The following is a 12348-nucleotide window of genomic DNA, read 5'->3' as shown; positions in this document are numbered from 1 at the left end:
GGCCGGGTGAAACCTTGACGGCGGTGGCCGGCGGTCCGGAAGATGCACTGACCTGATCTTCACCCACCGCCGCACACCCCCACATGACCGAGCCCGCCCGAGTCACCCCGGCCGAGGGAAGCGCTCCCGCGGCGGTCGAGGCGTGGGCGCTGCCGGAGCTGTTCCGGCAGGTCTTCGTCGGCTCCACGGCGGGCATCGCGATCTTCGACGCGCGCGGCGCGCTGGTCGGCGCGAACCCGGCGCTGGAGGCGATGCTGCCGCCCCCGGAACTCGAAGCCCTGGTCACCGCGACGCCGTTCGCCGGGGACGAGGTCCGGGTGCAGCGGCGGTTCACCGACGCGGCCGGCGATCCGCTGTGGACGACCGTGGCGCTGTCGGTGGTGCGCGACGCCGACGGCGGGCCGCGCTGGTACGTCGCCGTGGTCGAGGACACCACCGAGCAGCGGGTGCTGAGCGACTACCTGCGCCACCAGGCCTTACACGACGTGCTGACCGGCCTGCCGAACCGGCAGGGCTTCCTGCCCCGGCTGGAGGAGGCGCTGGGCCGGCCGGGGTCGATCACGTTGTGCTACCTGGACGTGGACAGCGTCGCCATCGTCAACGACGGCCTCGGCTACGAGGCGGGTGACGAGCTGCTCAAGGTCGTGGCGCGGCGGTTGACCGCGGTGGTGGCCGGCGAGCGCGCCGCGGTCGCGCGCATCGGCGGTGACGAGTTCGTCGTGCTGATCGAGGACTCGCCGACCACGCCGGGGATCTCCGCGCTGGCCGAGGCGATCGAGGCCGTGCTGGTCGAACCGGTGCCGTTGGGCGGGCACGGCGTCGGCGTGTCCGCGGGCATGGGTTTCGTGCGCACGTCGGCCCGCGGTTCGGACGCGATGGCGCTGCTGCGGCAGGCGCACAGCACGTTGCGCCGCGCGGAGACCGGCGGCAAGGGCCAGTGGGGCATCTACGACGCCCGGCAGGACGCCCGCGACCGGGCCCGGCTGTCGTTGATCGCGACCATGCCGGGCGCGCTGCAGAACGGCGAGATCGCGCTGGACTACCTGCCGGTGGAACGGCACGGCGAACGGGTCGCGTTCGCGGCCAGGCTGCGGTGGCACGAGGCGGAGTACGGTCCGGTGTCGCACCCCGAGTGCCTGCGGTTCGCCGACGAGCTCGGCATCGGCGGCCGACTGGCCGAGTGGGTGCTGGAGGAGGCGTGCGGCTTCGCCGCGGCCGAGGACCTGCCGGTGCTCACCCACCTGTCCCCGGACCAGTCGCGCGACCCCGACCTGACCGCGCCGGTCGCGGAGGCGGTCCGCTCGTCGGGTGTCGCGCCGGAACGGCTGTGGCTGAGCCTGTCCGCGCGCGCCCTCGCCGAGGACCCGGACGCGGTCGAGGACAACCTGTTCGCGTTGGCGGGCATGGGGGTGCGCCTCCTGCTGCACGACTTCACGTTCGCGCTGCCCGAGCTGTCCGCCGTGCAGCGGCACGGGCTGCACGGCGTGGAACCGGACGTGCCGCTGGAGGAAGCGCTGGCGCACAAGGCGTTGGCGGCCGTGCTGCCGCTCGTGCGGGCGGCCGGCGCGCTGGTGGTCAGCGACGGCCGGCTGCCGGAGGCGGACCTGGTCGTGCGATCGTGATGATCTCGCGGCTCCCGCCGGTGAGCGGGCTCCGGTCCCAGTACCCGTAGCGCTCGGCCACCTCGAACCCGGTCTCGCGCAGCAACCCGTCGATCCGGTCCGCCGTCATGAACCGCAGCGCGCCCCGGTCGACGCGCGGTTCGGGCCAGTCGGGGCAGCTGAACGTCTCGGTCATCCACACCACGCCGTCCACCACGCTCTCCACGCGGTGCTCGACGCGCACCCGCTCGCCGTCGGGGCCGACGATGTCCGTGCCGTTCTCGGGGGTCCACCGCTCCCACGCCCGCGCGCCGGGGTTGCGGGTCTCGAACGCGAACCGGCCGTCCGGCCCGAGCGCCCGCCGGACGGCGGTGAACTGCGCGCGCACCTCGTCGTCGGTGAGGAAGATCTGGAACACGTGACCGGTCATCACGACCAGGTCGAACCCGCCGTCGAACGCGACCGTGCCGAGGTCGCCGCGCACCCACTCCACGTCGGGGGCGTCGCGCGCCTGGAGCAGCATGCCCTCGGCCGGGTCGAGCCCGACCAGCCGGCCGCGGTGCCCGGCGGCGCGCGCCCCCTTGAGCAGCGTGCCCGTGCCGCAGCCCACGTCCAGCACGGCGTCCGCGGCCAGCACCAGGTCCAGGTAGAAGCGGTCGTCCTCGCCCCACCGGTTGATGAGGTCGTAGTAGGCGGCCAGGTCCGGGTCTTCGAAGGCGTCTGCCACCCGGCCGAGTGTGAACCGGACGGCGGCGGGCCGCGACCGGATTTCCGGCCGCGGCCCGCCGCGCGGTGGATCAGGCGAACGTCGGCTGCCGCATCGCGTGCTGCACCAACGTGATCAGCGTCTGCTTGGTCGACTGCCGGTTGCGCGCGTCGCAGGGCACGATCGGCACCGACTGGTCGATCGTCAGCGCCTCCCGGATGTCCTCGATGCGGTGGTGCAGCAGGCCGTCGAAGCAGTTCACGCCCACCACGTACGGCAGCTCGCGGTCCTCGAAGAAGTCGATCGAGGCGAACGCGTCGGACAGCCTGCGGGTGTCGACCAGCACCACGGCGCCGATCGCGCCGCGCACCAGGTCGTCCCACATGAACCAGAACCGGTGCTGGCCCGGTGTGCCGAACAGGTAGAGGATCAGGTCGCTGTCCAGCGACACCCGGCCGAAGTCCATTGCCACCGTGGTGGTCATCTTGTTCGGCGTCGCCGACAGGTCGTCCACGCCGACGCTGGCCTCGGTCATCACCGCCTCGGTGGTCAGCGGCACGATTTCCGACACCGACCCGACGAAGGTCGTCTTGCCGACACCGAACCCGCCGGCCACCACGATCTTCGTCGACGTGACGGTCAGGCTCGCCGCGGGTGACCCCGGCCGTCCGGGAGCGCCACCGCTCATGTTGCTCTGCTTTCCCTAGTAGTAGGACCTCGCCGGGTGGTGGGACCTCAGCCGCGCATGGCGACGTGCAGCTGCGAGCGGATCTCCGGGGTGAGCTGGACGCCGACCCGCTCGACCAGCCGCGTCATGGCGTAGCCGATGAGGCCGATGTCGCAGTTCGGCGCGGCCAGCACGGCCAGGCACGAGCCGTCGCTGATCGACATCAGGAACAGGTAGCCCCGCTCCATCTCCACCACGGTCTGCTTGACGTCGCCCGCCTCGAAGCAGCGCGCCGCGCCGAGGTTCAGGCTGACCAGGCCCGACGCGACGGCCGCGAGCTGCTCGGCGCGGTCGATCGGCAACCGCTCCGAGGACGCGAGCAACAGGCCGTCCGCGGAGACCACGATCGCGTGCGCGACGCCCGCGACCCGGGCGACGAAGTCATCGACCAGCCAACTGAAGTTGTCGAGTTCCTCGGTTGCGGTGGTCACTTCTGCTCCTTGGTCTGATTACCGGTGTTGTCCTCGTTGCCGAACGGCAGGCCTTCCCACGGCATGCCCGTGTCGTCACCCGCCTGGCGGCCGAGCTGCACACCGCGCTGGTAGGTGGCGAAGCGCTGGCGCAACCGGTCGGCGGACCGGCGCGGCGGTGCGGCGGTCGCCACGCCCGACGGCGCGGCGCCGTTGGCGGGCTGCGCCGCCGGGGCGGCACCGGCGCGCGGCGCGGGCGCGGAGAGCGACCCCGGCATCAGGCGCGCCTTGGGGACCCGCTTGGGCAGGCCCGCGGTCGTCGTGTCGTCGACCGGCGCCTTGAGGGCGCTGGACGCCGCGGTCCAGCTGTCGTCCGCCGCGGCGCCCCAGCCGGGCGTCGACGACGCGCCGGACGAGGGGATCGCCGAGGGCGCGGGCTCGCGCTTGGGCAGACCGGCCGGGGTGGACCCGCGCGGCGCGGGCGGCGTCGGCTTGGCCGCCGGCGCGGGCGGCGTGATCAGGTCCGACCGGTCGGTGTAGGCGGTCTGCTCCGACGCGGTGCCCTCGTGGCCGCCGCCGTCCGTGCCCATCAGCTCGGCGCGGTCGGCGAACATCGTCTTCTCGGACGCGGTCTCCGGCGGCGCGGCGGGCTGCCGGTGCTCGCCCAGCTCGCCGCGCACGGCGCCGTTCTCGGCCTCGCCGCCCTGGAACCAGCGCGACAGCACGTCCTCGTAGATCGGCAGCCGCTGGGTGGAGGCGTCGTCCTCCTCCTCGACCACGACGGGCGCGGGCGCGGCAGCCGCGGCGGCCTGCGGCGGGTAGGAGTAGTCCGGCACCTCGTCGCCGGGCGGCGGCACGGTCTCGGTCACGGTGGCGGTGAACAGGTCGTCCACCGGGGTCTGCTCGAGCTGGAAGAACCCGCCGGGCTCCACCTCGTGCGTGTGCACGACCTGCGGGCCCGTCGTCGCGGGCAGGTCCAGCGGTGCGTAGCCGCCGGGCGCGATCTCCGGCGTCCACTTGGGCACGCCGGCCAGCACGCCGACGCCGCTGTCCTCCAGCTGCGGCACGGCCTGGCGCTGCGGCAGCGCCGCGGGCACCGGGCGGGGCGCGACCGGCTCGGGGCCGCGGTGCAGCAGGTCGACCGGGAGCACGACCTGCGCCGTAACGCCACCCTCTATGTCGTCGTTGTTGCTCAACGTGACCCGGATGTTGTGCCGCTTGGCGAGCTGGCCGACCACGTACAGGCCCATCTCGCGGGCCACCGACACGTCGACCTCGGGTGGGTCGGCGAGCTTGGTGTTGGCCTCTACGACGTCCTGCTCCTGCATGCCGACACCGCGGTCGTGGATGCGGATGGACACCTCGCCGCGCCGGGTCTCGATGGCCCGCACGGTCACCTTGGTGGTGGGCTTGGAGAACGCGGTCGCGTTGTCCAGCAGCTCGGCGATGAGGTGCGCGAGGTCGTTGACCACGCGGCCCTGGACCTTGAGCTCCGGCGCGGGCGCGATCTGGATCCGGGCGTACTTCTCGACCTCGGACACCGCGGCGCCGAGCACCTCGGAGATCGGCACCGGCCGGGTGACGCGGCGGTTGACCGTGGTGCCGGAGAGCACCAGCAGGTTCTCGCTGTTGCGGCGCATCTGGGTGGCCAGGTGGTCCAGCTCGAACAGGCTGGCCAGCTGGTCGGGGTCCTGCTCGTCCTGCTCCAGCCGGTCGATGACGGTGATCTGCCGCTCGACCAGCGCCTGCGAGCGCCGGGACAGGTTGATGAACATGTCGTTGACGTTCGCGCGCAGCGCCACCTGCTCGACCGCGAGGCGGACGGCTTCGCGCTGCACGGCGTCGAACGCCCGCGCCACCTGGCCGACCTCCTCGGTCGTGTTGATCGGCACCGGCACCAGCGCCTCCTCCGCGGCACGGGCCGGGTCGCGGTGCGTCCGGATCCGCTTGATCGCGTCGGGCAGGCGGTTGCGGGCCACGTCCAACGCGGTGCGGCGCAGCACGCGCAGCGGCGTCAGCATCGAGCGGGCGACGAAGGCCATGAGGGCGAACGCGATCACCAGCGCCGCCGCGACCAGTGCCGCGTCACGCCACGCGGACGCGCGGGCGGCCTCGGTCAGCTCGATCGCCGCCTTGTCCGCCTGCCGCTCGATGTCCTGCGACACCTCGCGCAGCAGCGCGGCGGTCTGCTCGCCGACCGCCATCACGTCACCGTCCGAGATGGACACCTCGTTGGTGTCGTTCTGCTGCACCAGCGCGAGCTGCACGAGGCTGTTGCGGGCGTCCACCGGCGTGCCGGACACGGTGTCCGACAGCAGCTGGCGGTTCTCCTGGCTCGCGGTGCCGGCGAAGTCGGTCATGGCGGCGTCCAGCCTGGACTGCGCGGCGCGCAGCGCGTTGGCCTGGCCGGGCGCGAACTCGCCGCGCTTGGCCGCGGACAGCAGGATCGAGTTCTGCTGGGACAGCTGCTCCTTCGCCGAGTACAGCGCGAGGTTGGCGCCCGCCAACGGCGTGATCGTCTCGTTGCTCAGGCTGCTCGCGGTCGCCCGGTGCACCTGCGCCAGCGCGGCCAGCACCTGGCCGTAGGCGCTGTGCACCGAGATGTCCGGGTACTTGGTGGTGGTCACCGTGTTCCGCAGCGCGTTGAGGCCGTCCAGCGACTGCAACGACTTCTGGAACGACTCGCGCACCGCGTCGTCGACGCCCGTCGTGGCGGCCGCGACGTCGCGCAGCCTGCCCACCTCGGCGTCGACCTTGCTGGACCGCGTCTGCAGCTCGCCCGCGTTGTCCCGCCGACCGCCCGCGACGAACCAGACCGCGGCGTCGCGCTCCAGTTGCAGGGCGTCGGACACCGCCGCCACCTGGGCGGACAGCTGGAGCTCCCGCTGGACCTGGCCGAACAGCTCCACGTCGTCCAGCTGGGTGTTCAACCTCAGCCCGGCGAGGGTCAGCGTGCTCAGCGCGGGCACCAGGAGCACCACGGCCAGCTTGCTGCGCAGGCGCCAGTTCCGCAGTCGCCACCGGGACACGCCCCGGTCGGCGGGCACGGCGCCTGTGCTCGGTCCCGAGTCGGGCGGACCGCTGCTCGCGGCGCCCGCGTCGAGTTGAATCCGCTCCGGATCTCTCCCGGAGGCGTGGTCGTCGTGACCGCGCACCGTCAGCACACTCCCCAGCCCGGGTGAAACGACACATCCCTACAAACCCGGTGGATCTTGGTGGAAAAATCCGCCGAGTCATACCGCCGTTCGGACGAGGAAGCCGGTAGTTTGCGAATCAACCATTGTCGCGCGAGCCACACCTGGACGCGCTAAACGATCGCTAACCGGCGGTCATGGTTATTTCACGCCCTCGACCCGAACAGGAAACACCCGAGGGGGAGCCCGGCCCCGACGACGGGCTCCCCCACCGGATCAGCTACCCGACGTGGCGACCAACATCGGCTTGACGTCGAAGTCCTTCTCGAGCAAGCCGTAGGTTCGCATCAGGCCCGCCACGCGCTGCAGGCGGGTGGCGTCGAGCGTGGTCGGGAACTCGCCGAAGTGCACGAGGCTGGCGGTTTCCTTGTCGACCTTCGCGTACTCGACCAGCAGCGGCTCGACCGTGGGGCGGTCCGCCGCGTCGCGCTGGCCCTTCGCCATCGCGCGCTGGAACGCGGCGACGGTGTTCGGGTTCTCCTTCACGAACTTGCCGGTCGTGGCGTAGCCCGCGATCGGGATGTCCGCGGTCGGGCCGGACGCCGCGTCGAGCACGGTGATCTGGCCGCTGGACCGCTGGGCCCGGCTGATGAACGGCTCCACCATGAAGGCGGCGTCCACCGTGCCGTTCTGGACCGCGGCCTCCATGTCGGGGAACGCGAACTCCTTGAACGTCACCTTGGAGGGGTCGACGTCGTTGGCTTCCAGCGTGGCCTTGGCGGTGAGCTCGGCGATGTTCTTGAACGTGTTGATCGCGATGGTCTTGCCCTCGAGGTCCTTGGGCGACTTGATCGGCGAGTCGGACTTGGCCAGGATCAGGAACATCTCCGGCTTGGCCTGGTAGCCGTCGCTGACGAGCTTGAGGCCGTCGACGCTCTTCGCGGTCTCCTTCGCCTCGGCGGCGAAGAACGACACCCAGTTGCCGAAGGAGATGTCGAGCTCGCCGTTGACCAAGCCGGGGATGGCCGCGGCGCCACCCTGGATGATCTTGGCCTCTACCTCGAGACCCTCCTCCTTGAAGTATCCCTTCTGGATCGCGACGTGGACCGACGCGACGTCGAGGATGGGGAGCAGGCCAAGGGTGATCTTGGCCTTTTCGACCTTGCCCGGTGCGGCGGCGGCCTCGGTGGGCTTCTCCTCGGAACCGCCGAGGAGTCCGCAGCCGGAGACGACGGCGAGCATCGCGACCGCGGAGACAACGCCGAAGATCCTTCGTGCCGAGAGGCCGACTCTTCGAGTCATGGGGGGCATCTCCTGTTGGAGTGACGACTTTGCGGGGGCAGGATGCACGGGCGACAGAGGCACTGCGGAACCACTCAAAGTGACACGAGCGGTTCGGCAAGACCCCAGTCGACCGACACTCGAAGGCTGATCCACTACCTTCGGTGAGCATCTTTGCACAGGCTGTCCAGAGGTTGGGGTATGCGGTGAGCGATCTTGACGCGGAATGGGCCGTACAGAGCAACCGGCGCCCGGTGGGCATCGTCGGAGCGGGCCCCGCGGGATTGACCTTGGGGAACCTGCTCCGCGAGGCGGGAATCCCCTGCGTGGTGCTGGAAAAAGGCACCCGCGAGTACATCGAGACCCGGCCGCGCGCCGGGGTGTTGGAGCACCGTGCGGTGCAAATGTTGACCGAGCACGGCCTCGCGGACAGGTTGCTCCAAGAGGCGGACAGGCACGGCGCGTGCGAATTCCGGGTGAACGGCGAGGCGTACGAGGTGGACTACGCCACCCTGTACGACGGCCAGACCCACTACATCTACCCGCAGCAGGAGGTCGTCCAGGACCTCGTGCGGCACTACGTCGACGAACGGGGAGGCGATGTCCGGTGGGGTGTCACGGACGTCCAGCTGCACGGCATCGAGTCCAGTGAACCGGCTCTGACCTGGACGAACGCCGACGGGACGCGCGAGCGGCTCGACTGCTCGTTCATCGCCGGCGCGGACGGGTTCCACGGCGTGACGCGGCAGAGCATCCCGGCGGGCGCGGTGCAGGAGTTCAGCCACCAGCACGGCATCGAGTGGCTGAGCGTCCTCGCCGAGGCCCCGCCGTCCACCCACAAGGTGATTTACGCGCTGCACCCGGACGGATTCGCGGGTCATATGCTCCGCAGTTCCACGGTCTCGCGCTACTACCTCCAGGTCCCGGTGGACGACACGGTGGACAACTGGCCGGACGAGCGCGTGTGGTCGGAGCTGCACAAGCGGCTCGCGCTGCGGGACTCCGACTGGAAGCTGACCGAAGGCCGCATCGTCGAGAAGCGCATCCTGGACATGCGCAGCCACGTGGTCGAACCAATGAACCACGGCACGCTGTACCTGCTCGGCGACGCCGCGCACATCATCACCCCGGTGGGGGCAAAGGGAATGAACCTCGCGTTGCACGACGCCGAGGTGCTCGCCGACGCCGTGACCCGCTACCACCGAACGGGTGATGAGACGGGCCTGCGGAGCTACTCCGAGGTGTGCCTGCGACGCGTGTGGCGTGCGCAGGAGTTCTCGCAGTGGATGGTGTTCATGATCCACCGTTCGCCGGAGCCGTTCCTGAGCCGTTTGGGTCAAGCCAGGCTCGAACACCTCATCGCCTCCGGTTCGTCCGCCGGCTATTTTGCCCAAAACTACGTGGGGCCCTGAGAAGAACACCTCACGATTAGCGGGGGCGGTTTCCCCGGAAACTCCCCGCGATAAGGCCGGATTACCGACGCCTTGTTCTCCGCCGACGCACGCGGAAGTGCCCGACCCGGAGAACAAGGCGATGGCCGGACCGCTAGGCGCGCCTATTCGGCATCCAGCGGCGCCCGACTTCGCGCCGGCCGCGCCGGATGCATTCGCCGCCGATTCCACCCGGTGGACGGCCACGCGCGCCCGTCGATATCTTCCGGGCGAACCGCCGGAGCCATAGGAAGTACCGATGGAATGTCCGCAATCAGCGGGGAAAAAGCCCCCGGCGGGCACGGCGGGTAATCACGCGATGACGTCCCGGTGATCATGGTGACGGGCCGGCGCACGGCGGGAAAGATGTCGAATCGTTGCGAACGACCGCCGTCGAAACCCACGCCCATAACCGTCCCGGACACCCCCGCGCACGACAACGGGCGACCCCCGGCGCCGCCCCTGAGAGGGCCGACAAGCCGCGGATCGCCCGTCCGGCGTTCCCTAGTCCAGGAATGCGCCCATCACGTCGTGGCGCGTTCTTCGGCCTCCGCGCGCGAGGCCTCCGCCCGCTCCGCCTCGGCCCACTTCGCGGCCTGCTGCTCGTTCGCCTTGCGGCGCGCCCGGACCTCCTCGGAGGTCTTGCCGACGTTGAGCAGCCGCGCCACCTCGGCCCGCAGCGCGACGAACGCCTCGGACTCCCGGGTGGTGATCTGGTCGCGCTGCGCGGGCAGGTCGACCTTCAGGTCGGCCACCACGGACGCGGGCGACGTGGAGAGCACCAGGATCCGGTCGCCCAGGTAAACGCTTTCGTCGATGTCGTGCGTCACCACCAGCACGGTGGTGTCCTGCTCGGTGCGGACCTTCAGCAGCAGGTCCTCCAGCTCGAACCGGGTCTGCGCGTCCACCGACGCGAACGGCTCGTCCATCAGCAGCAACGCGGGCCGGTAGGCCAGCGCCCTGGCGATGGCGACGCGCTGCTGCATGCCGCCGGACAACTGCCACGGGTACTTGCGGCCGGCCGCCGACAGGCCGACCCACTCCAGCGCCTCGGCCGCGCGGACGCGGCGCTCGGCGCGGCCCAGGGTGCGGCGCAGCGGGAACTCCACGTTCTTCTGCACCGTCAGCCACGGGAACAGCGAGCGGCTGTAGTCCTGGAACACCACGGCGAGGTCGTCGGGCACGCCGCGGACCTCGTTGCCGTGCAGGCTGATCTCGCCGCGGGTGGGGCGGATCAGGCCGGAGATGGTGCGCAGCAGCGTGGACTTGCCGCAGCCGGACGGGCCGACGACGCAGACCAACTCGCCGGTGCCGACGGTGAACGACAGGTCGGCGATCGCGGTGTGCGCGCCGTCCTTCGCCTGGTAGGTGTGGCCGAGGTCGGCCACTTCGAGCATCGCGGTCATACTGCTTTTTCCTCCACCGTCGCGGGGGTGCGCTCCTGCTTCGGTTGCCACGCAAGGGCTTTGCGCTCGAAGAAGAGGAGCACGGTGTTGAGGGCATAGCCGAGGACACCCAGGAGGATGATCCCGGCCCACATGTCGGGGAAGTCGAACTCCCGCTGTGCGACGAGGAGTTGCGACCCGATCCCGTTGTCGGTTCCGACGAGTTCGGACACGACCATGAGCACCAGCGACAGCGACAGGGAGACCCGCAGCCCGGCGAAGATCTTCGGCGCCGCGGAGGGCAGGACGACACCGAGGATCCACTGTGGCTTGGGGATGCGGAACACCGCCGAGGTCTCGAACTTCGTGGCGTCGACGGAGCGGGCGCCGTCGATGCTGTTGAGCAGGATGGGCCACAGCACGCCGAAGACGATCGTGGCGAGCTGCATGGTGGTGCCGACGCTGAACACGAGCAGGAACACCGGCACCAGCAGGGGCGGCGGGATCGAGCGCATGAACGTCAGCAGTGGCCCGGCGTACTCCGCGGCCGCCGCGGAGCGACCGAGCGCCACGCCGAGCGAGATTCCGACGACGGCCGCGATGCCCCAGCCGGCGAGCAGCCGGCCGACGCTCGGGAACACGTGGTCGAACACCGTGTCGGTGAGGAACAGGTCACCGGCCGGACCCGAGAACCACAGGTCGTGCGCGGCCTCGGCGATCTCGGTGGGGCGGGGGAAGAACGTGTCGTCGGCGTACCAGGTGAGCAGCTCCCAGACCACGACGAGGCCCGCGAACACCGCCCACCGCTGCAGGAATCGACTCACGACCGACCTCCGGTGACCGCGCTCCAGCCGACCCAGCGGCGCTGCGCGCGTTCCAGCCCCTCGTTGAGCAGGTAGCCGATGACGCCCGCGACCACCGTGCCGGCCAGGACGATGTCCATCCGGCCCGCGCCGCTGCGCGCGATCGCGATGTACTGCCCGATGCCGCCGGAGCCGCCTTCCAGCAGCTCCACGCTGACGATCACGACCAGGCTCGTCGTGGCGGCGAGCCGGATGCCGGTCAGCACGAACGGCAACGCGCTGGGCAGGGCGACCGACGCCAGCACGCGCACCCGGCCGGAGCCGAACGCGCGGGCGGTCTCGACCAACAGGGGGTCGAGCTCGTCGAGCGCGTAGATGGTGTTGAACAGGATGGGCCAGATCGCCGCGTACACCGCGAGGGTGATCTTGGTTTCCGGCCCGATGCCGAGCAGCAGCACCGCCAGCGGGATCAGCGCCACCGACGGGATGGGGCGCAGGAACTCGACGACGGCGCGGGTGGCGTGCCGGACGGACGCCACGCTGCCCAGGACGAGGCCGAGCGGGACCGCGATCCCGACCGACAGCGCCACGGCGATGAGCACGGCGAGGACCGTCGCGACGACGTCCCGCAGGAAAGCCTCATCCCCCAACAACTTCACGAGTTCCACCGCTACGACGGACGGCGGTGGCAAGTACTCCGAGGGCACCAGCCGGGACCGGCCGAACAGCTCCCAGATGACGAGGAACCCGGCCACACCGAGCAGTCCTCGGGTGAGCGCACGCACGCGCAAACGCCTCTTCCCAGTTGATCAACCCCAACTAACCCGGCTCAATCTAGAGAGTGAAGTGCCCCGCCACAATGAGTGGCGGT

General features: G+C 70.8%; 10 protein-coding genes. 2 read left to right on the top strand and 8 right to left on the bottom strand.

Annotated features, from left to right (window positions below; all coding sequences use genetic code 11):
* The first annotated feature begins 83 nt into the window (after nt 1-83).
* Nucleotides 84-1622, top strand: a complete 1539-nt coding sequence (locus FHX81_RS31335) for a diguanylate cyclase domain-containing protein (protein WP_141981982.1) — start codon at nt 84-86, stop codon at nt 1620-1622.
* On the opposite strand, the gene FHX81_RS31330 is transcribed toward FHX81_RS31335, so the two are convergent.
* The 5 genes from FHX81_RS31330 to FHX81_RS31310 all read right to left on the bottom strand — a co-directional run bounded on the left by FHX81_RS31330 (nt 1576) and on the right by FHX81_RS31310 (nt 7880).
* On the bottom strand, nt 1576-2328 hold the full coding sequence (locus FHX81_RS31330) for a class I SAM-dependent methyltransferase (protein WP_141981980.1): 753 nt from the start codon (nt 2326-2328) through the stop codon (nt 1576-1578). The two genes, FHX81_RS31335 and FHX81_RS31330, sit on opposite strands and share 47 nt — an antisense overlap.
* Nucleotides 2329-2398: 70 nt before the next feature.
* Nucleotides 2399-2995, bottom strand: a complete 597-nt coding sequence (locus FHX81_RS31325; RefSeq protein ID WP_053721146.1) for a GTP-binding protein — start codon at nt 2993-2995, stop codon at nt 2399-2401.
* Nucleotides 2996-3042: 47 nt separating this feature from the next.
* Complete coding sequence (locus FHX81_RS31320; protein ID WP_073890506.1) at nt 3043-3465, bottom strand: roadblock/LC7 domain-containing protein; 423 nt, start codon at nt 3463-3465, stop codon at nt 3043-3045.
* The gene (locus tag FHX81_RS31315) at nt 3462-6491 is read right to left on the bottom strand and encodes a sensor histidine kinase (RefSeq protein WP_246108059.1); all 3030 of its coding nucleotides are present in this window, start codon (nt 6489-6491) and stop codon (nt 3462-3464) included. Before FHX81_RS31315 ends, FHX81_RS31320 begins: the two co-directional genes overlap by 4 nt.
* A gap of 363 nt (nt 6492-6854) precedes the next feature.
* Nucleotides 6855-7880 carry an ABC transporter substrate-binding protein gene (locus tag FHX81_RS31310; RefSeq protein ID WP_141981976.1) on the bottom strand — a complete coding sequence of 342 codons (1026 nt, stop codon included), beginning with the start codon at nt 7878-7880 and terminating at the stop codon, nt 6855-6857.
* A 185-nt stretch (nt 7881-8065) separates the two neighbouring features.
* On the opposite strand from FHX81_RS31310, the gene FHX81_RS31305 reads away from it, so the two are divergent.
* Nucleotides 8066-9271, top strand: coding sequence for a 4-hydroxybenzoate 3-monooxygenase (locus tag FHX81_RS31305; protein WP_141981974.1), 1206 nt, complete (start codon nt 8066-8068; stop codon nt 9269-9271).
* Nucleotides 9272-9813: 542 nt separating this feature from the next.
* On the opposite strand, the gene FHX81_RS31300 is transcribed toward FHX81_RS31305, so the two are convergent.
* From FHX81_RS31300 to FHX81_RS31290, 3 genes are read right to left on the bottom strand one after another with little or no spacing between them, the layout of a single operon-like run.
* Nucleotides 9814-10695 (bottom strand): ABC transporter ATP-binding protein, encoded by an 882-nt coding sequence (locus FHX81_RS31300; RefSeq protein ID WP_141981972.1) that lies wholly within the window; start codon nt 10693-10695, stop codon nt 9814-9816.
* On the bottom strand, nt 10692-11498 hold the full coding sequence (locus tag FHX81_RS31295; protein ID WP_141981970.1) for an ABC transporter permease: 807 nt from the start codon (nt 11496-11498) through the stop codon (nt 10692-10694). The genes FHX81_RS31300 and FHX81_RS31295 overlap by 4 nt, the downstream gene beginning before the upstream one ends.
* On the bottom strand, nt 11495-12262 hold the full coding sequence (locus tag FHX81_RS31290; RefSeq protein ID WP_141981968.1) for an ABC transporter permease: 768 nt from the start codon (nt 12260-12262) through the stop codon (nt 11495-11497). The genes FHX81_RS31295 and FHX81_RS31290 overlap by 4 nt, the downstream gene beginning before the upstream one ends.
* Nucleotides 12263-12348: the final 86 nt, after the last annotated feature.

The sequence above is a fragment of the Saccharothrix saharensis genome, assembly GCF_006716745.1.
Classification (GTDB): domain Bacteria; phylum Actinomycetota; class Actinomycetes; order Mycobacteriales; family Pseudonocardiaceae; genus Actinosynnema; species Actinosynnema saharense.
The sequence above is the reverse complement of the archived record's forward strand: the minus strand, read 5'-3'. Positions and strand labels throughout refer to the sequence as shown.

What these genes read in the sequence shown, in the direction of transcription:
- FHX81_RS31300 (WP_141981972.1), bottom strand. Translation starts at nt 10,695, where the DNA reads ATGACCGCGATGCTCGAAGTGGCCGACCTCGGCCACACCTACCAGGCG.
- FHX81_RS31325 (WP_053721146.1), bottom strand. Translation starts at nt 2,995, where the DNA reads ATGAGCGGTGGCGCTCCCGGACGGCCGGGGTCACCCGCGGCGAGCCTG.
- FHX81_RS31310 (WP_141981976.1), bottom strand. Translation starts at nt 7,880, where the DNA reads ATGACTCGAAGAGTCGGCCTCTCGGCACGAAGGATCTTCGGCGTTGTC.
- FHX81_RS31335 (WP_141981982.1), top strand. Translation starts at nt 84, where the DNA reads ATGACCGAGCCCGCCCGAGTCACCCCGGCCGAGGGAAGCGCTCCCGCG.